The organism is Streptococcus handemini (assembly GCF_040984445.1).
Classification (GTDB): domain Bacteria; phylum Bacillota; class Bacilli; order Lactobacillales; family Streptococcaceae; genus Streptococcus; species Streptococcus handemini.
This window is the reverse complement of sequence record NZ_JBFRYH010000046.1, coordinates 1-18549: the sequence shown is the minus strand read 5'-3', so window position 1 is coordinate 18549 and position 18549 is coordinate 1. Positions and strand designations below refer to the sequence as shown.

Genomic DNA, 18549 nt, shown 5'->3' with positions numbered 1-18549 from the left:
TTCTTTTTGGTGTATAATAGTGTTGCATCTCAGAGTCTTTCTAATTGTTGTTGTGGTGATTACAATTATATCTCTCTGAGATGTTTTTTAATACCCTTGACTGGCTAACTTCATTTTAGAACTTTCGTGCTTTTCTTTTTGACTTACAGGCAAGAATCATGCTAAGACAAAATCCTTCATATAAGCCAAAGAAAAGCAAGAAACAGTGCAAGAAAAACTCCGCTGGCAAAATATAGATAACAGGATCCGTATTCGGATTAAACAGCCAAGTACTGTCACCTGCAAAGAGGATTTGGTGAAAGAGGGTAAAAAAGCTATCAAACCCAATCATCACACCAACTATGCCAATCAAAACCGGCAAAACAGCTGCTGTTAGAAAAACAGGGCGATATAAGCTACCATACCCTTTTTTTATAACATTTTTCCAAAAAGATAGCAAGCTCGGCAGACTTATCAATACAACAGCCTGAGCAAGGTGAAAGAGCCACTTGACTTGCTTAAAATGATGCAATCCGTCCGTAGACGAAGGAAAATTGGGCATAGCGAGCGTCTGCTCCCACGGAAGAGTCAGGTAACGTAGAAGAATATTGAAATTATAGCTGATGTCTGTGCTCTTCATGTAAACGACTTGTTCCAAGTCCAACCACTTAATTTCTAAAGGATAGAAGAGCCAAGCTAGGTAGATTGTCGCCACAACGGACACTGACAATAGAAAGCACAAACTTGCCACTACAGAAAATTTAGTTTTCATCAAAACTCCATTCATCTAGGCTATTCAATACGTAGGTCGGAGCTACAGGTAAGGTAGCAACCTCTTCTGCTTTCGTAAATCCTGTCAAGACCAAGAGGGTAGGAAAACCATGATCAATTCCTGCTCGAATATCGGTCAAATAATTATCCCCAACCATGAGGGTCTCGCTCCGCTTAGTTCCCAAAATTGCAAGAGCACTATCCATGATAATGGCTTGCGGTTTGCCGATAATGGTCGGCTTGACCCGCGTCGCTGCTTCTAGTAAGGCAAGTAAAGAGCCTGCTCCCGGCAAGAGTCCTCGTTCAGTTGGGATATTCAAATCAGGATTGGTTCCAATAAAGACAGCCCCCTTTTGAATCGCCAAGGTTGCAATGGTCAATTTTTCATAGGTTAAATCGGTGTCAAGTCCGACCACGACATAGGCAGGATTGTCCGTTTCTTCCACATAACCTGCTTCAAAGATAGCAGATTTCAGGCCCTCTTCTCCAATCACATAGACCGTTTTTGCCTTGCCCAGCTGATTCATATAATCAACGGTTGCAAGACTGGCAGTATAAATAGTCTCAAGCGGGGTGTCGATATTAAACTGCTCTCGCAACATGGCTTGAACCACTTCTGGTCTGCGGGTAGTATTATTAGTCACAAAAAGATAGGGGAGTTTATGCTCCTGAAGAGCATGAACAAAGCCTTCCCCTGCTGGAATACGATCTTTTCCCTTATAAATCGTACCGTCTAAATCAATCAAATATCCTGTATAGGTCATCAAATCTCCTCATTCAAATCGTGCTTCCCAACGCTCCGCCTGATGCGCTTCAAAACAAAGTGCTATTTGTTCGGCTGTATTTTTCGTCAAAGACAGGGGAGGTAAATCATCCAAAGCAAAATAGCCACTTGCAATAGTTTCTGAATTTGCCTGAAATTGCCCGCCGATCCTTCGGCATAAGTAAAAAATCTTCGTCACATGGTGGGCAGAACGACTGGGATTACTCTTTGTCTTATCCAAAATAGCTACTAATCGTTCCACCTCTACTTCAAGTCCTGCTTCTTCCTGTACTTCCTTGATGACATTGTCCATCGTTGATTGTTCAACATCGCACCACCCCCCTGGTAATGACCATAAGCCATCATTTTCTTGCACCAAAAGAATTTTCTGATTTTCGATAATAGCTGCTCGTGTGTCTAATTTTGGAGTCTGGTAACCTGATTCATTGCAAAATAAATCTTGTACTGTGTTTAAAGGCAATCCTGAAGGCTCCACCAGCATTTCTGCTGCTATCTGGCGAATTTCTTCAAATCGTTCTATATCATAGACATCCTTACCATAGGCAAGCCCCGTCTGCGCCAAGGCCTGTAGGCGAACAGCCCACTTGAGCCAATTATTATTTGCTGTCATCTCTTTTTTCCCATTTAATCATTCCTTGGGCATTGAGCTGGCCGTTAGTCCAGATTTCATGCTGTGTGCAACCTTCTTTTGGCACTACTTTTGTCGTCACTAAGGCTTCTGGCGCCACTTCCTTGATATACTTTAGTTGGAAATAGGTCGGGCGGTGCGTGATGAGAAATTCATACTCCAAACTCTCATACATCCACTCAAGGTACTTGCTATTGTTAACATGGTCATTCAGATCTATATCAAAATACCGCACTTCTCGCTCTTCTTCACTAGCTTCCTCCAGCGTACCATATTTGGGAGCGCGCGCTACTTTTTTGACCTTCTCAGATTGGTAGGGCGCAATCAATTCCTCTAGCACCGGGCTGACCTTTCTGGTCTCAAAATCAATTAAGACAAAGTAAGCTAAAATCTTGATGAGCAAGTCTCCTGCTTCATCATAAATCTGAAAGGTCCGATAGCAGAAAAACTTATTGTAAGAAATCGCTTCTGTCTCAATCATAATCGTTTCCTGATAGCGCGGTAAGCGGGTAATATCTACTTCATAATCCGTTACTACCCAGACAAGGCCATACTGCTCAAAGATTTCCTTATCGCCGCGCCCTAGAAGCTCTGATTGGCGACCAGACAAAGCTAAACAATAGGCCAAAAATCCTGGCATTTTTAATTCTTGCTTGACATCTACCATATCAAAGGGCAGAGTGAGTGTTTCTTGATACCGTAGTCCCATTATTCCTCTCCTATTATAAATCGTTCTGCAACTGTATCTCCGAGAAAAAGTCCTTTTTTGGTCATTCGGATAAAGCCATTTTCTTCCTGAAGGAGACCCTCGTTCTTCAAGTCTGCGACCACCTGACCATAGCATTCTTTAAAGGATGTAGCAAATTTTTCCTCAAAACGAGCAATCGAAACGCCTGTTTTCTTCCGCAATCCCAAAAACATTTCTTCTTCCATTTGCTCTGCCTGCGACAACCGCTCTTCGTGAAGCCTCGCATGCCCCTTTTCCCGAATGGACTTCAGATAATGCTGAATAGGACCCCGATTGCGGTAGCGCACGCCAGCCAGATAGCCAGAAGCTCCCGCTCCCAGACCAACATATTCCGCATTATCCCAGTACATGAGATTGTGCCTACTTTCAAAACCTGGCTTGGTGAAGTTGGAAATCTCGTAGTGTTCAAAGCCATTTTTTTCCAATTCCTGCAAGATATATTCAAACATATCTGACTCGACATCTTCATTGGGCAGGTGTAGATTACCTCTGCGCTGGCGATTCATAAAGACCGTATGATTCTCCAAAATCAAGCTATAGAGACTCATGTGGGGAATATCGAGCGAAAGAGCCCGTGCCACATTATCTTTGACCTGTTCCATGGTCTGCCCAGGCAAGGCATAAATCAAGTCAATCGAGATATTGTGGAAACCTGCAGCTTTTAAGGCGCTAATCGTTTCATAGATCTGGGCTTGATTGTGGGAACGACCAATTTTTTTCAGCATGCGGTCATCAAAAGTCTGAACACCCAGCGAGACTCGATTGCACTTGGATTTTCGGAGAAGGGCGATTTTATCAGCCGTTAAATCCCCCGGATTAGCTTCAATGGTAAATTCTTCCACTTGCGATAAGTCAAGCAAACTCTCCAAATTGGTCAGTAAATAGTCCAACTGCTCCGCCGACAAGGCTGTAGGTGTCCCACCGCCAATATAGAGCGTTTTTAAAGGAGGCAAGTCATAGAACCGCACCTCCTCCATAAGAGCTGCTAAATACTCATCAACAGGTTGATTTTTAATAAATACCTTTGAAAAATCACAATAATAACAAATCTGTGTACAAAAAGGAATATGAATATAGGCTGAAGTTGGTCTGTTTGTCATGAAGCTATTATACCATACTCACCCCTTTTCGTCAGAAAGAGGACATGGAAAAGGGAGTTGACAGAAAGCAATTTCTGTTCTTCCCTCCTCTTATAACATAACACTCACTTATTGCGCTTCTAGCATCTCTTGAGCGCAAGATAAAAAGGTCCACCGGACCTTTTTATTCCTCCAAATCCCAAATGTCTTCGTTGTACTGCCCAATCCTGCGGTCACTTGACAAGATAAAAAGGTCCACTGGACCTTTTTATTTCTCCAAATGCCAAATATCTTCGTTATACTGCTCAATTGTGCGGTCACTTGAGAAGAAACCAGCTTTGGCAATGTTGGCAATGACTTTTTCTAACCAAGCATCGCGATCTTCATAGTCCGCAAGCATACGTTCCTTGGTTTCAATGTACTCTTCCAAATCAAGGAGGGTCATAAAGTGGTCATTGTGCTTGAGATTCTCTTGCAATCTCCACAAACGTTCGTCAATTCCTCCTGCTTGACGAATAACATCGCTGGTAATAAAATCTACTAACGGACGAATCGCTTCTTTTTCATAGAAATGATGTGGATGGTAGGTACCATTTGCGTAATGCTCAATCACCGTCTGACTATCTTGACCAAAGATATAGATATTGTCATCGCCTACTAGCTCATGGATTTCCACATTTGCACCATCATCTGTACCAATTGTCAAGGCACCATTTAGCATAAATTTCATATTTCCTGTTCCAGATGCTTCTTTTGAAGCAAGTGAAATCTGCTCGGAAATATCAGCAGCTGGAATGATGAAACTTGCCTCGGTAACATTGTAGTTTTCAATCATAACCAATTGCAAATGCGGACTGACCTCAGGATCATGCTGAATCACCTGTGACAAGACCAAAATCAAATGGATAATGTCTTGCGCAATTGTGTAGGCTGGAGCCGCTTTTCCACCGAAGAATACAGTCAATGGACGAGCTGGAATATTACCTGCCTTGATATCCAAATACTTATGAATCACGTACAAGACATTCATCTGTTGACGTTTGTATTCGTGCATCCGTTTAATTTGCACATCAAAGATAGAATCCGGATTAACCTCAACCCCTTGATTTTTCGCAATATGGCGTTGTAATTTGCGTTTGTTGTGGTATTTAATCTTTTCTAATTCCTGCTTGAAGGCTGAATCGTTCTTATGAGCTAATAAGTCTTCCAAGGCCTCTGCCCTACGGTGATAATCACGACCAATCAAGTCATCCAAATAATGCGCTAAACGTGGGTTGGCATGCATGAGCCAACGGCGGAAGGTAATCCCATTGGTCTTATTGTTGAATTTATCAGGATACAAGTCATAAAAGGCTTTGAGCTCAGATGATTTTAAAATCTCTGTATGAAGCGCAGCTACTCCATTGATTGAATAGCCATAGTGAATATCCATATGCGCCATGTGGACACGACCGTGTTCATCAATGATATTAACCGCAGGATTGTCCTCAATTTTTTTTGCACGACGGTCCAATTCTTCAATAAATGGTACCAAGTGTGGGACAACCTTATTTAGGAATTCAAGTGGCCATTTCTCCAAGGCTTCAGATAGAATCGTATGGTTGGTGTAGGCTGTCATACTCTTGACAATCTCAACTGCCTCATCAAAAGCAATCCCACGGAGTTCCAAGAGACGAATCAATTCAGGAATAACCAAGGAAGGGTGGGTGTCGTTGATTTGTACAACAGCATAGTCTGCTAAGTCATGGACGTTTGATCCCTTAGCAACTGCCTCATCAATCAAGAGTTGCGCAGCATTTGACACCATGAAATACTGTTGGAAAATTCGCAAGATTTTTCCTTGGTCTGTTGAGTCATCCGGATACAAGAAAAGAGTCAAATTACGGAAAATATCGTCCATATCAAAGTCAATACCATCATCAATGATATTGTCGTCAACAGAAGCTAAATCAAAAAGACGGAGACGATTTTTCTTTTCTGTTTTATAACCAGGCACATCAATATCATAAAGTTTTGAAGTCAAGGTAAAATTCGCAAATGGCACTTGGTAAGAAATCGGAGATTCTGTCAACCAAGAACGCGGTGTAATCCATTCATTTGGAACAGCTGACTGCTGGTGATACTGGAATAACTGACGGAACAAGCCAAAATGATAGTTCAAACCAACACCGTCGCCACTTAAGCCAAGACTAGCAATGGAGTCAAGGAAGCAAGCTGCCAAACGGCCCAAACCACCATTTCCTAAAGAAGGCTCCATTTCCATTTCTTCAATCGCAATCAAATCTTTGCCAGCTTCTGCTAACTGGTGTTTTACTTCATCATATAAACCTAAGTTAATCAGATTATTCGACAAGAGTTTTCCAATCAAAAACTCTGCTGAAATATAGTAAACTTTCTTCTTTTGATCATTGGTGCATTTAGCTTCACTCCGCTGCTTTGTAAAAGCAAGAAGAGCATAATATAATTCCTGATCCGAACAATCTTCAACGCGCTTTGCATACATGGTTTGAACAAAATTTTGTAAATTGATCATTGTTTTGTAAACTCCTACCGTTTTCATTTTTTATAGAAATAAATATGCAAGTTTTCCACTTTTTTTGGAAACGCTTCCCATTGTATTATACTACATTTTATCAAAAAAGGCAAGTCTTGAACAAGAAAAGCATTTACATCCCTAGAGATGTAAATGTTGTCAGAATAGCTTACTTAGAAATCAGTGTTTCAAGACCAACCTTCATCATATCAGTAAAGGTTGTTTGGCGTTCTTCTGCTGTTGTATCCTCATCTGGGTTAACAAGGCTATCTGAAATGGTCATAATGCCAAGAGCTTCTACACCGTGTTGAGCTGCAAGATAGTACAGAGCTGCTGCTTCCATTTCCACAGCATGGACACCCATGGTGCCTAACTTGATATTTTGCTCAGCAAAGTTTGAATAGAAGACATCAGACGACAAGACAGAGCCCACATGCGTGGTCATACCTAATTCTTTAGCGATATGATAGGCCTTATCTAGCAAGTTGAAACTTGCGATTTGCGGAAAGTCATACATTGGCCAATCATTGCGAATGATATTTGAATTGGTCGCTGCTGCCTGGGCTAAGACCAATTCGCGGACATGGACATCCGGATTAAGGGATCCTGCTGTCCCCACACGAATCAGGCGTTTCACACCGTAGTCCACAATCAACTCACGCGCATAAATCGAAATAGACGGCATTCCCATACCCGTTCCCATGACGCTAACACGTTCACCTTTGTAAGTCCCCGTGTAGCCATACATACCACGAATTTCGTTGAATAGCACCGCATCTTCTAGGAAGTTTTCTGCAATGAATTTCGCCCGCAAAGGATCTCCAGGCAATAGAATCTTGTCCGCAATCTCGCCAACTTTTGCTCCAATATGAATAGACATCTCTTCTCCTCTTACAATCCTGCCAAGATAGCTTTTACCAAGCCCTTGAAGTCTTCTTTGATACGTGTTGTCACTTCGACCACTTCCTCATGGTTGAGTGAGCTTTGGAAACCTGCTGCATAGTTGGTAATGGCTGAAATTCCTAGCACCTTGATACCTGAATGCACCGCTACAATCACTTCTGGTACAGTTGACATGCCGACCGCAGAAGCTCCCATCGTTTGGTAAGCACGGATTTCTGCTGGCGTTTCATAGGTTGGACCAGACACACCAAGGTACACTCCTTCTTCTACCTTGACACCGATACTGTCCGCAATTTCTTTAGCTTTGGCACGGTAATCCTTACTATAGGCATCTGACATATCTGGGAAACGTGGACCAAATTCTTCCAAATTTTCACCAATGAGTGGATTGGTGCCAATCATGTTGATGTGGTCATTGATTATCATAAGGGTTCCTGGGCCATAACCAATTCCACCTGCCGCATTGGTCACAATCATGCTATGGCAACCAAGTGCTTTCATGACCCGCACTGGGAAGGTAACGACTTCCATCTGATTTCCTTCATAGAAGTGGAAGCGTCCTTGAAGAGCCAAAACTTTCTTACCAGCCAAGTCTCCATAGACCAATTTTCCGGCGTGGCCGACAACAGTTGATTTGCCCCAGTTTGGAATATCAGCATAGTCAATGACAATAGCATTTTCCACCTCATCGGCTAATTCTCCCAAACCTGATCCCAAAATCAAGCCAAATTCTGGTGCTGTAAGACCTTTTGCTTCCAAAAAGCTCTTTGTTTCTTGAATTTTTTCTATTAATGACATATTTTTTATTTCTCCTTAGTTTGATATTCTTTCTTCCACTTCCGAATCTTTGTTCGAAAGTTGGTAAAGGGTGCAACGGTATTGATATGAATCCATTTCCAGACAGGCCACTTGCTGGGTGTTGAGCTAGCCCATTTGCGCTGATTCGGTTGAAATAGCTCCTCGTCTGTATAGCTGTTTACTTGCTGAAGAGTCGCACCAACTTGCTCTTGAAATTGCCCTATAAGCTCATGTAAAGACAAGCCAGCAACTTCTTCATAAAAGGTCTGATACAGCCCACCAAGCTGATTCCACTTGAAATCTGGATGAGGGGTTACCACAGAAAGTCCTGCCTGCTCATCTTTCTCCCAGCCTTGCAACAGTTTCAACCAACCCAATTGATAGGCAAGCATCTGGGCTGGACTGCGATCCACTCCGTCGAGGAGCAGGTCTTTGTCCTGCTCAGAAATCACCGAAAATTCTCTGATAAAGAGGTCTGCTTTCTTCTCTATTTCTGCTAGCAAGGCTGCCTTGGATTCATATTCTTTCATCTTACACCAATTTATCTAGGAAACTTTCTCCAATCTGGCTCTTTTCAACGCCAAAGTTATCCGCAATGGTCGCTGAGATATCTGCGAAGTGTCCCACTGGGATATGGCCCGCACCTGTGAGTGATTTTCCAAAGATAAGCAATGGTACATACTCACGGGTGTGGTCTGTTCCGACATAGGTCGGGTCATTTCCGTGGTCCGCTGTAATCATGAAAAGGTCATCTTCACCAAGATTTTCGATGATTTCTGGCAAGCGTGCGTCAAATTCTTCTAAACAATCGCGGTAGCCTGCTGTATCACGACGATGTCCGTAGACTGCGTCAAAGTCAACGAGGTTGGTAAATGACAGACCTTCTGTAAAGTCCTCATTTTGCAAGACCTTGATGAAATTATCCACACCATGGTTGTTGGACTTGTTATGACCCATATCGTGGGAAATTCCTGCACTGTTGAAGATGTCGTTGATTTTTCCAACACCGTAGGTATCAATACCTGCTGCTTTCAAGTTGTCAAGAACGGTTGGAGCAAATGGAGAAACAGCGTAGTCATGACGGTTGGCAGTCCGTGTGAAATTGCCCGGTGTTCCCACATAAGGACGCGCAATAATGCGACCCAATAGAGATGGACGCTCAAGGGTAATCGAACGCGCGTATTCACAAATCTTATAGAGTTCGTCAAGCGGAATAATATCCTCGTGGGCTGCAATCTGAAGCACTGGATCGGCAGATGTGTAGACAATCAACTCACCTGTTTCCATTTGGCGTGGGCCAAAGTCATCGATAACCGCTGTTCCAGAATACGGCTTGTTAGCTTCACGAATAATTTTTCGTCCTGAAAATGCTTCAATTTTTTGGAGAAGTTCTTCTGGAAAACCGTCCCAGAATGTATCAAATGGATCAGTGATATTGAGTCCCATGATTTCCCAGTGACCGGTCATGGTGTCCTTTCCACGTGATACTTCTTCTAATTTTGTCACATAGCCTGTTGGATTTTCTTCAGCAACCACTGTTTTGAGCGGAGTGTCACGCTCGATATTACCAAGACCAATCTTAGCCATATTTGGCACAGTCAAGCCCGCTGTTTCTGAGATATGTCCTAAGGTATCAGAGGTCGTATCTGGCTCACCTGCATTGAAAAATTGATCTGCATCAGGCGCCGCACCAATTCCTACTGAATCTAATACAACCACGTGCATGCGTTTAAATTTTGCCATTTCTTTCTCCTTTAAATGAATGATTACTTATATTATAACACAAAAACGCTTTCCTAGTCATTTCTAGGTAAAGCGTTTAATATGTCTCATCGTTTTTCAAGCAAGCGTGGTCCGTCTGGATATCCTACAATAACTTTTGAAACCAACTGGATAAAGAGACCATGTTCGACAACCCCGACAGTATGGTCTAGTTCATTGGCTAGGGCTGCCGCATCGGCAATTTCTCTTAGGTCTAAGTCGATGATGTAGTTTTTCATATCGGTCACGAGTTTTTCGCCATCTTTCATACGGAAGCTCGGGCGATAGCCTTTTTCTTCAAAAGCTCTAAATAAATTCTCAGCCCCATACTGCACCACTTCAACTGGTAATTTAAAAGCTCCCAAGGTCTCGACAACTTTCGACTCATCCACAATCCAAATGCAGTCCTTGCTGTTGACCGCAACAATTTTTTCCATGAGAAGGGCAGCTCCACCACCTTTGATACCGTTGAAAGCTCCGTCTACTTCATCAGCACCATCTACTGTAAGATCCACATAAGGCACTTCATCAATAGATTTTAGGGGAATGCCGAGTGATACCGCATGTTCAGATGTCGCATGGGAAGTGGTGACACCGACAATCGAAAGTCCCTCTTCTTGGACACGACGACCTAATTCTTGCACGAAATAATAGGCCGTTGAGCCTGTTCCCAGACCAACAATCATCCCGTCAGTCACAAATTCAGCAGCCTTTATCCCAACCTGCTCTTTCAAATTTACCATGACCATACTCCTTTTAAAACGTTTTCCATTACAGTATATCATTTTACTATCTGCATTGGAAATGAAAACGGATGCCTATACTCATCAAAAAACATCTCCTCTCATTTAGTGAGAAAAGATGTTCAAGGGTTGTTATTTATCTCCAAGATTGACACTTGGGACAGTTGTTGCGGCATCAGAAGTCGCTTGGAATAAATCCACCTTCTCATAGCCAAAGATTCCAGCGTAGATATTGGTTGGGAATCGTTTGATTTTCTTGTTGTAGGCTGTCGCAATGGTGTTGTAATCCTTGCGGGCAACCAAGAGACGATTTTCTGTTCCCTCAAGTTCTGTAATCAAGTCAGAGACTTGTTGGTTGGAATTTAGTTGCGGATAATTTTCTGTGAGGACGAGGAGCCGAGAAACCGCTGAGTCGAGCTGGCTTTGCCCTTCCTTGTATTCGGCAGAACCTTGCTTGCTAGAGCCGATTTTGGCACGCGCATCCGCAATGGCTGTAAAGACTTCTGTCTCATGCTCCATAGCTCCTTTTACAGAAGAAACAACATTTGGAATCAAATCATAGCGCCGTTGCAACTGCGTGTCCACATTAGACTGGGCATTTTCAACCTCAGCATAGCTATCAATGAGACCATTGTATTGACCAATGGCTCCCATGGCGATAAAGACAATCGCTAGTACTGGAATGAGAATATAGAGTAATTTTTTGTTCATTATTTTTCCTTTCTTTTTACGGTCTTTCCGTTTTCATATAACATTCAGTCGCGAGTCGCAGGCATAAGGTAGGCTAGGCAAAACTCATTAACGACGTAATAGAGAAAAACGAAACGACGATACTACCAACCAGATGAGGCACCGCCTCCGCCGCCTCCACCACCAGACCAGCCACCACCGCCGAATCCAGATGATCCTGAGGAATGATCATTAGAACTGCTAGAGCTGTTGAGCAACATCCAGAGCAGGGCTTCACCACCGCCACGGCCTCCTCTGCCACCACGACCGCCTCGACCACCACGGTCTAGTAAGATGCCGATGATGACACATACGAGGATAATAAGCCCGAAAGAGATGCTACTATCACCACCATGCTCTTCTTCAAATTCATCCAAGCGTGCCTTGGCTCGGTCCGTTCCGTAAAAGGCATCGCCAATGGCATCCACAATATAGTGGACACCGCCATTGTAATCCCCTTCTCGGAAAAAACTACGCGCGTCCTCTAAGATGCGCCGCGCTTCGACATCCGTCAACACGGTTGCGGCATTATCTGATGTCTCTATCCGAAACTTGCGGTCCTCAAGAGCGATGACAAGAAGTACACCATTATTGGTGCCTGAAAAGCCGACCTGCCACTTGCGAAACACTTCATTTGCAAGAGATTCGATATCTCCTGAAAGAGAATCTGTCATATAAACCCCGACCTGAAGCTGCTCAGTCGTTGATTTCCAAGCTCGATTCTCACTATCAATGGCTTGAATGGTGTCATTTGATAGGGAATGGGTCTCATCTAGCACCGTTGACTCCTGCGGTCTATCAGGGACTTGGGCATACACGGAGGGAGTAAACAGCAGGAACATCAGAGGGATTAGGAACAATCCGACAATCCAACGTAAACCTTTTTTCATAGGACAACCTCCTTTTGACTATTATAGCATATTTCCCCTATTTATCTAGGATTTGTGCTACGTTTTCTTGTAAGCTTGGAATGAGTTCTACTTTAAACCAAGGATTTTTCGCCTGCCAAATATTATTGCGGGGAGAGGGATGAACCAATGGAAAATACTGGGGTAAATAGTTCCCATAGGCTTTGACTGTTTCAGTCAATGTCCGTTTTCGTCTGTCCCTCAAGTAATATTCTTGCGCATATTGACCAATCAAGAGGGTCAACTCAAGCTGGGGCATCATCGAAAACAGCTGCGGATGCCATTTTTGTGCAAAGCCCTTTCTCGGTGGCAAATCGCCTGATTTCCCCTTACCTGGATAGTAAAAATCCATGGGCAAAATCGCTAGTTGATTGGCATTATAAAAGGTTTCTTCATCCACACCCAGCCACGATCGCAGGTTATCACCACTCGGATCTGCAAATAGTCGCTGGCGCTCCTCAGCTTTCAAGCCTGGTGCTTGACCGATAATCAGTATCCTTGCTCTACTGCCAGCTTGAAACAGGGGCTGAATGCCTCGTTCTGTATAAGCTTGATTGGCAGGGTCTGCTATAACGGCTCTTCGAATGTCTTCTATGCTTGGCATACGACCTCCTCCTAGAGAAAGAAGAGACTGGGCTTTTCGGCCCAGCTCCTTATAAATATTTGATTATTTGATTAATTCGTAAATGGCTTCTGCGTAAATAGCCGCTGCACGCATGAGGTCTTCGACATCCGCAAACTCATTAGCTTGATGCATAGTATCTGTATAACCAGGGAACATAGCGCCGTAAGCCACACCACGTTTCAAGAGGCGTCCAAAGGTTCCACCACCTATAACTTGTTCATGACCACGCAAGCCTGTTTGGCGTTCGTAGACATCAAGCAAGGTTGCTACCAACGGATCATCCATAGATACATAGTGAGGAGTATGACCATGTTCTGACAAGGTTACGTCAGCCACTGCCAAGTTCTTCAAGACTGCCTGAATAGCTTCTGGGCTTGTGCCTTTTGAATAGCGGAAGTTTAGTGCAATGGTATTGTCAGTAGCCGCTTCATCAAAACGGAAGACCCCAGCATTCATGGATAATGCGCCCATTTTCTCATCTGTGTGTGCCACACCAAGCGCTTGACCGCTATGGTCCTCAAATAAAATCTCACCTGCAATGGCAAGGTAATCCTTGGCTGGTCCTGCAAAGTCAAACTGATTCAAGAAACGAGCTAGGTAAGTCGCACCATTGACACCAGACTGTGGAGATGCCCCGTGGGCTGATTTTCCGATAATGGTTACTTTGTACTTGTCATCTTCTTCAGCGAGTTCAAATGCAACCTTGTATTCTGTCGCAAAAGCTGCTAATTTAGTTGCTAAGTCTGGCAAGTTCCCTGATACGAGGGCTGTTGCTGATTCTGGCACCATATTTTCCCGCAAACCGCCTGTAAAGCTGTGCAAGCGTGCTGCTCCGCTATTTTCCCCAGCAAAATGAAGATACTCGGTGATATTTCCTTTTTCTCCGTTGATGATTGGAAATTCCGCATCTGGTGAGAAGCCAAAATCAGGCTCTTTAACCCCACTGTGCTCAAAGTAGTAATCCATGTCTGCCCAGCCAGATTCCTCGTCTGTTCCTACGACAAAACGGACTTTCTTTGAAATCGGCAAGCCCAATTCCTTAATGATTTTAAGACCGTAGTAGCAAGCCATGGTTGGTCCCTTGTCATCGCTTGAACCACGCGCATAGAGTTTTCCGTCTTTAATGGTCGGCGTATACGGATCGGTATCCCAGCCACTTCCTGCTGGTACCACATCCATGTGGGCAAAGATTCCAAGCACCTCGTCACCCTCACCGTATTCAAAATGTCCAGCATAGTTGTCAACATTCTTGGTTGGATAGCCGTCACGCTCTGCAATCTCCAAGAACTTGTGCAAAGCCTTGACAGGGCCAGGGCCAAATGGATGCTCCGCATCTGCCAAACTATCATCACGCTCTGAGTTAATTTCGAGCAAGCTGAACAAGTCAGCCAGCAAATCTTCACGACGTTTTTCCACTTCTGCTTTAAAATCAATTGTCATTTTTTCTCCTTTTCAAGTATGAAGTGATACTATTTTATCACAAAATGAAAGAGATTTCATACATTTGGGAGGGAAAACGAAGAGAAAAGGCAGGATACGATACGTTCAAGCGGACTGACTTCGACTTAAGCAATATATCAAACATGCAACTGTCGCAACTTGAGCTGCTTATAAATGGTCCTCCTCTAGGTAACCAGAGGAGGAAGAAAATACTTGCAGCCAACTCATTCACATCTATTCGTCTAATTCTATCACGTGCTGACATTTTTCGGCTACTGCCTGACTATGGGTAGCAATAATAATACAAGAATCTTTAGATTGACGGTATTTTAAGGAGGCTAATACCTCTTCTTCAGTTATTCTATCCAAAGCCCCTGTTATTTCATCTCCAATAATAATAGAGGGATTTTTCACCAAAGCCCGAGCGATGGATACCAACTGACGCTGTCCTCCTGAAATTTCCGAAGGATACTTATCTCTAAGATGAGTAATGTGTAATTCTTCCATAATATCCCTTACTTTAGCTACCCTATCGTCCTCTATCTCCTTTAAAAATTTCAGCGGAAGAGCGACATTATCAAAACAGGTCAAATCTTCCAACAATTGATAATCTTGTGGAATATAACCGATATGGTGCAAGCGATAGCTCGCCAATACTCTATCATTTTTAGGCTGAACATTCCCAAAAATAGAGCAAATACCTGTATAGTCAGAATCCAAGCCCGCTATAATATTTAACAAAGTGGACTTTCCTGTACCAATTCTTCCTTTTATTGCTGTCAGTACTCCGGATTCTACTTGCATGTCAAACTGATCAAAGATAACATTTTTATTGTATTTTTTCGTTATTCTGTTTAACGTTATCATAAGTATCTCTCCTAACCATATCCTGTCTTCTTGCATAGCATATAATACATCCCCAAATACAACAATAAATTTCCCAATAATACAAAGGGTAAGATACGAAAATCCTTAAATAAAATTATTTCAATGAATAAGCATGTCAGTATAGAAACAATGTAATGTAAGGAACAAATTCTAAGTAAAATTCGAACTTTTAAATTGTTCCCCAGTAACCAATTTACACGAATGCTATCTCTATGGGATCTTAGTATTAGTATTGAAAGACTGATAATTACATAACAAAATAGGCTACTTAGAAAGACTAATAACATAATTAACAGCATTCTAGAATAAGTGACAGCAGATAACAGTTGCTTGTATTTGATTACAAAATCATCAACTTCAATAATTGAAAAATCTACAAAACCTGATTGACGAGAATGCCTTTGAATTACTGTCAACATCTCAGCTTCTGACAAGCGTGTTACAAATTGACTATTCAGCATCGCAAAATAGAGAATACCTTCAAACGAAAAATCATCTGTTCCTACTGCTGCAAGGATAGGAGGATAAGGAACAACTAGATAATCATCCAGATAAAACTCTGTATTTCCTTTATAGTACACATAACTATTTGGAGGTAGAAAGCCTTTTACCTCAAAGGTTATGTCTTTCGTATAAAATCCTGCAACCAACTTATCTCCTATCTGATAATGTTTGCGGTAGTGGTTACCTAAAAGAATAGGGTAGGCCTCTAAGTTGGACAAATTAATATTTTTCCAATTGAACTCTTCTCCCTCCTCAACCGTTAATTGATAGAAGTTAAATGCCTTCTGACTAATTTGAAAGGATTTCACTGCCGCAGGTTGCTGATTACTTTGAGCGAAATGATCTATTTCTCGATCATACAAGAAATTCTCCCCTTTATCAAATGATTGAATAAAGAGTGGTTGATTAAATGTTGGTAAAAATTCAAGCTCTTGTGACTGATACAAACTGTTATAGAAGGTTACAAGAGTATTGAGTTTTTCTCTATCTGTTCTAAACTGATAAAAATCAGCGTCCTCCAATAATGTATCAACTAGTGTATAACGACTATAGCCATTAGACATCTGGTTTAGATTATGTCTAGCCTGACTATTTTTTAATAATAACTGGCTAGAGATTGTTATCAGGCTAGTAAGTAATACCACCAAGACAATTGACACACCATGAAACAGAAATAATGAGAAAACTTTCCTCAGTTTCGTCATTACGTGTCTATTACTTATCTTCATAGGCTACCCCTCTATAAAAAAAGTAAGTAAAACAAACTAGCTCAAAAACCATTAAGAATAAAAACTGAAACACTATATCCAGTCTCTCTTTTATAGCATCAAGCAATCCAAAGGAGAGGGCAATCATACCACTATTTATCAAAAATAGTTTAAATAACTCTTTCCGATAAATAGATTGATAATCTTTTCCCAACAGATAATATATTCGATAGCATGTACATTTTTTCTGAATAATAAAATGACTCCAGATAATCGTTGAGAGGCTTACTAAAACTATAGTACCTGCTTGAATTAGCAAAGAAAATTTCGATAAAGATAAAAGGCGTTCAATTCCTCTATTGTCTCCTACCTCTCCTAAGTCTACTAACCTAGAATCTCCAAAATCACCATTTAGGCTGACCTCTCCATCAGAAAACAAGAATTGTCTGACACTAATGATTACAGTATTAGACAGCGGACTATTATCCAACATTCCTATACGCCCAATCACTTCATAACGTCGATCAAAACAAATGACATACTCTCTCCCCTCTTCAATGATGGTTTCTACTGATTGTCCCACAAGAGCTGTCGAAACATCGTTCTTTGGTAACAAGCGACCTGTTTTTAGAGGGAAACTAATTTTTGACCAATCATTGGCAAGAATGTCCAAAACCTCTGTATTTCCATCCTTCATCGCTCTAATCAGCCAAAAATTACTGCTAGATACTTCTTTTTGTTTTAATGCATCGTTCATCTTGTCCGATGATATGAGCAGATGATACGATGTTTTTAGATTATTACTTTCTAAAACGATAAGCTCTTGTTGCCTCTGATAGCAATAGTTGAGCCACAAAGTTAGTAGTAAAATAACTAGTGGAATGTACGTAAGTATCCCTCTCAATTTCCGCATAAACTACCCCACTCCAGTCAGTATGCCTTTTCTTATAAGAAAAAGGCATACTGAACTTATATTTCATTATCTTCCATAAAAAGTCTTAGCACTATGTGTTAAAATTTCTCCTTCATATATCCAGTTAGAATAAGCCCTTGTACCTCCAGTTCCCCAAATACGACCTGAATCGGCACTAACACCTCCCCAGCCCTTCCATTCAACCATCTGCGCCCTAGTATAGTGATACACATCTTCCCAAACTGTCCAACCGACTGCCCTGGATTCTGCACCACCGCTACTCCATCTGTCTTCACGTTTGCCACTATGAATAGGGGACTGTGCTGCGCGAAAAGCAAATCCCTCCGAGATACCACTATCTTGCCTATTTGTAAATTTCCCCGCCTCCTCACTCCAGCCACCTAACACAGATGGATCCGACTGATTCAAAGTAGTGCTAGCTAGGACAGGAGTAGTGTTTAGTCCTAAAAGAGTACCTAATGAAACGCTAATTAACAGGAACTTTTTGATTTTTCTCATAAAATCCTCCTTATAATATGGAAATATAACTGATCACATTACTTAATAAGTAAGTAATAGATGACATTCACAAAATAACAACTACTGACTACTCTTAACCTCCTTCCCCAGAGTAGTACAGTTACATATCTTATTATTTTACTATTAACAATAAGCATACATTTTTGTATCAATGGTTCATCAATCCCGCCAATATCCGTCGCTAGAAGCATTGTTTCTCAAAGTTAGGAATCAGAGCTAGTATTGTCTATAAAATGTGTCTACAAAAAATACGTATAGCACTAAGTATGATAAGAATATTTTAAAAATGATGCCGCTTTCATTGCATGTAAATTATAATATAATTATATTGGTTTGTCAATTATTTTCATGTATTACTCGTGGTGCTAGTTAATCTCAAAGTATCTCAAATTATAAGCAAGTATAATTTGTTCAATTCTCAGTTGCAATCCTGTTAAGCTTCTAGTTAATGTCTGTTCGACATCAAAAAGAGCACAAAGTTCTGAAAATCGAGTTTCAATAGTTCGTCTCATAGCCAACAATTTCCAATGATTATGTTGTTTAGCCCCTGTCATATTTTGACGCAAGG

The 18549-nt window shown here is 41.8% G+C and carries 19 protein-coding genes and 1 pseudogene; all 20 read right to left on the bottom strand.

The genetic code is table 11. The features are described 5' to 3' along the window. Nucleotides 1–115: 115 nt before the first annotated feature. A complete protein-coding gene (locus ABPH35_RS07735; protein ID WP_349989194.1) occupies nucleotides 116–751 on the bottom strand; it encodes a TIGR01906 family membrane protein in 636 nt (211 codons plus the stop codon). Then, the gene (locus tag ABPH35_RS07730) at nucleotides 741–1514 is read right to left on the bottom strand and encodes a TIGR01457 family HAD-type hydrolase (protein WP_349989193.1); all 774 of its coding nucleotides are present in this window, start codon (nucleotides 1512–1514) and stop codon (nucleotides 741–743) included. The genes ABPH35_RS07735 and ABPH35_RS07730 overlap by 11 nt, the downstream gene beginning before the upstream one ends. 9 nt (nucleotides 1515–1523) lie before the next feature. After that, the gene (locus tag ABPH35_RS07725) at nucleotides 1524–2144 is read right to left on the bottom strand and encodes an NUDIX hydrolase (protein ID WP_349989192.1); all 621 of its coding nucleotides are present in this window, start codon (nucleotides 2142–2144) and stop codon (nucleotides 1524–1526) included. Continuing rightward, on the bottom strand, nucleotides 2131–2871 hold the full coding sequence (locus ABPH35_RS07720; protein WP_349989191.1) for an acyl-ACP thioesterase domain-containing protein: 741 nt from the start codon (nucleotides 2869–2871) through the stop codon (nucleotides 2131–2133). Before ABPH35_RS07720 ends, ABPH35_RS07725 begins: the two co-directional genes overlap by 14 nt. Beyond that, complete coding sequence (gene hemW / locus ABPH35_RS07715; protein ID WP_349989190.1) at nucleotides 2871–4010, bottom strand: radical SAM family heme chaperone HemW; 1140 nt, start codon at nucleotides 4008–4010, stop codon at nucleotides 2871–2873. Before hemW ends, ABPH35_RS07720 begins: the two co-directional genes overlap by 1 nt. Before the next feature lie 247 nt (nucleotides 4011–4257). Next, a complete protein-coding gene (locus ABPH35_RS07710; RefSeq protein ID WP_349989189.1) occupies nucleotides 4258–6522 on the bottom strand; it encodes a glycogen/starch/alpha-glucan phosphorylase in 2265 nt (754 codons plus the stop codon). Nucleotides 6523–6691: 169 nt separating this feature from the next. Beyond that, a complete protein-coding gene (gene deoD / locus ABPH35_RS07705) occupies nucleotides 6692–7402 on the bottom strand; it encodes a purine-nucleoside phosphorylase (RefSeq protein WP_349989188.1) in 711 nt (236 codons plus the stop codon). Nucleotides 7403–7413: 11 nt separating this feature from the next. Beyond that, on the bottom strand, nucleotides 7414–8223 hold the full coding sequence (locus ABPH35_RS07700) for a purine-nucleoside phosphorylase (protein ID WP_349989187.1): 810 nt from the start codon (nucleotides 8221–8223) through the stop codon (nucleotides 7414–7416). Nucleotides 8224–8228: 5 nt separating this feature from the next. Beyond that, nucleotides 8229–8753: a ClbS/DfsB family four-helix bundle protein gene (locus ABPH35_RS07695; RefSeq protein ID WP_349989186.1), complete on the bottom strand. Its 525-nt coding sequence runs from the start codon at nucleotides 8751–8753 to the stop codon at nucleotides 8229–8231. Between the two features lies 1 nt (nucleotide 8754). Next, the gene (locus ABPH35_RS07690; protein ID WP_349989185.1) at nucleotides 8755–9966 is read right to left on the bottom strand and encodes a phosphopentomutase; all 1212 of its coding nucleotides are present in this window, start codon (nucleotides 9964–9966) and stop codon (nucleotides 8755–8757) included. Nucleotides 9967–10052: 86 nt separating this feature from the next. Further along, nucleotides 10053–10727 carry a ribose-5-phosphate isomerase RpiA gene (gene rpiA / locus ABPH35_RS07685; protein WP_349989184.1) on the bottom strand — a complete coding sequence of 225 codons (675 nt, stop codon included), beginning with the start codon at nucleotides 10725–10727 and terminating at the stop codon, nucleotides 10053–10055. 132 nt (nucleotides 10728–10859) lie between these two features. Then, on the bottom strand, nucleotides 10860–11438 hold the full coding sequence (locus tag ABPH35_RS07680) for a LemA family protein (RefSeq protein WP_349989183.1): 579 nt from the start codon (nucleotides 11436–11438) through the stop codon (nucleotides 10860–10862). Between the two features lie 122 nt (nucleotides 11439–11560). Then, nucleotides 11561–12346 carry a TPM domain-containing protein gene (locus ABPH35_RS07675; protein ID WP_349989182.1) on the bottom strand — a complete coding sequence of 262 codons (786 nt, stop codon included), beginning with the start codon at nucleotides 12344–12346 and terminating at the stop codon, nucleotides 11561–11563. Nucleotides 12347–12383: 37 nt separating this feature from the next. Beyond that, nucleotides 12384–12968 (bottom strand): uracil-DNA glycosylase family protein, encoded by a 585-nt coding sequence (locus ABPH35_RS07670; protein WP_349989181.1) that lies wholly within the window; start codon nucleotides 12966–12968, stop codon nucleotides 12384–12386. Between the two features lie 63 nt (nucleotides 12969–13031). Beyond that, a complete protein-coding gene (pepV, locus tag ABPH35_RS07665; protein WP_349989180.1) occupies nucleotides 13032–14429 on the bottom strand; it encodes a dipeptidase PepV in 1398 nt (465 codons plus the stop codon). A 234-nt stretch (nucleotides 14430–14663) separates the two neighbouring features. After that, nucleotides 14664–15296: an ABC transporter ATP-binding protein gene (locus ABPH35_RS07660; protein ID WP_349989179.1), complete on the bottom strand. Its 633-nt coding sequence runs from the start codon at nucleotides 15294–15296 to the stop codon at nucleotides 14664–14666. Between the two features lie 11 nt (nucleotides 15297–15307). Next, a complete protein-coding gene (locus ABPH35_RS07655; protein ID WP_349989178.1) occupies nucleotides 15308–16549 on the bottom strand; it encodes a hypothetical protein in 1242 nt (413 codons plus the stop codon). Then, on the bottom strand, nucleotides 16536–17285 hold the full coding sequence (locus tag ABPH35_RS07650) for a hypothetical protein (RefSeq protein WP_349989177.1): 750 nt from the start codon (nucleotides 17283–17285) through the stop codon (nucleotides 16536–16538). The genes ABPH35_RS07655 and ABPH35_RS07650 overlap by 14 nt, the downstream gene beginning before the upstream one ends. A 222-nt stretch (nucleotides 17286–17507) precedes the next feature. Further along, the gene (locus ABPH35_RS07645; protein ID WP_349989176.1) at nucleotides 17508–17960 is read right to left on the bottom strand and encodes a hypothetical protein; all 453 of its coding nucleotides are present in this window, start codon (nucleotides 17958–17960) and stop codon (nucleotides 17508–17510) included. Between the two features lie 386 nt (nucleotides 17961–18346). Next, a pseudogene (locus ABPH35_RS07640) lies at nucleotides 18347–18549 on the bottom strand (IS982 family transposase); the annotation flags it as partial.

Excerpts from the sequence above, each read along its gene's own strand:
- ABPH35_RS07735 (WP_349989194.1), bottom strand. The coding sequence starts at position 751 with ATGAAAACTAAATTTTCTGTAGTGGCAAGTTTGTGCTTTCTATTGTCA.
- ABPH35_RS07730 (WP_349989193.1), bottom strand. The coding sequence starts at position 1,514 with ATGACCTATACAGGATATTTGATTGATTTAGACGGTACGATTTATAAG.
- ABPH35_RS07725 (WP_349989192.1), bottom strand. The coding sequence starts at position 2,144 with ATGACAGCAAATAATAATTGGCTCAAGTGGGCTGTTCGCCTACAGGCC.
- ABPH35_RS07720 (WP_349989191.1), bottom strand. The coding sequence starts at position 2,871 with ATGGGACTACGGTATCAAGAAACACTCACTCTGCCCTTTGATATGGTA.
- hemW (WP_349989190.1), bottom strand. The coding sequence starts at position 4,010 with ATGACAAACAGACCAACTTCAGCCTATATTCATATTCCTTTTTGTACA.
- ABPH35_RS07710 (WP_349989189.1), bottom strand. The coding sequence starts at position 6,522 with ATGATCAATTTACAAAATTTTGTTCAAACCATGTATGCAAAGCGCGTT.
- deoD (WP_349989188.1), bottom strand. The coding sequence starts at position 7,402 with ATGTCTATTCATATTGGAGCAAAAGTTGGCGAGATTGCGGACAAGATT.
- ABPH35_RS07700 (WP_349989187.1), bottom strand. The coding sequence starts at position 8,223 with ATGTCATTAATAGAAAAAATTCAAGAAACAAAGAGCTTTTTGGAAGCA.
- ABPH35_RS07695 (WP_349989186.1), bottom strand. The coding sequence starts at position 8,753 with ATGAAAGAATATGAATCCAAGGCAGCCTTGCTAGCAGAAATAGAGAAG.
- ABPH35_RS07690 (WP_349989185.1), bottom strand. The coding sequence starts at position 9,966 with ATGGCAAAATTTAAACGCATGCACGTGGTTGTATTAGATTCAGTAGGA.
- rpiA (WP_349989184.1), bottom strand. The coding sequence starts at position 10,727 with ATGGTAAATTTGAAAGAGCAGGTTGGGATAAAGGCTGCTGAATTTGTG.
- ABPH35_RS07680 (WP_349989183.1), bottom strand. The coding sequence starts at position 11,438 with ATGAACAAAAAATTACTCTATATTCTCATTCCAGTACTAGCGATTGTC.
- ABPH35_RS07675 (WP_349989182.1), bottom strand. The coding sequence starts at position 12,346 with ATGAAAAAAGGTTTACGTTGGATTGTCGGATTGTTCCTAATCCCTCTG.
- ABPH35_RS07670 (WP_349989181.1), bottom strand. The coding sequence starts at position 12,968 with ATGCCAAGCATAGAAGACATTCGAAGAGCCGTTATAGCAGACCCTGCC.
- pepV (WP_349989180.1), bottom strand. The coding sequence starts at position 14,429 with ATGACAATTGATTTTAAAGCAGAAGTGGAAAAACGTCGTGAAGATTTG.
- ABPH35_RS07660 (WP_349989179.1), bottom strand. The coding sequence starts at position 15,296 with ATGATAACGTTAAACAGAATAACGAAAAAATACAATAAAAATGTTATC.
- ABPH35_RS07655 (WP_349989178.1), bottom strand. The coding sequence starts at position 16,549 with ATGAAGATAAGTAATAGACACGTAATGACGAAACTGAGGAAAGTTTTC.
- ABPH35_RS07650 (WP_349989177.1), bottom strand. The coding sequence starts at position 17,285 with ATGAACGATGCATTAAAACAAAAAGAAGTATCTAGCAGTAATTTTTGG.
- ABPH35_RS07645 (WP_349989176.1), bottom strand. The coding sequence starts at position 17,960 with ATGAGAAAAATCAAAAAGTTCCTGTTAATTAGCGTTTCATTAGGTACT.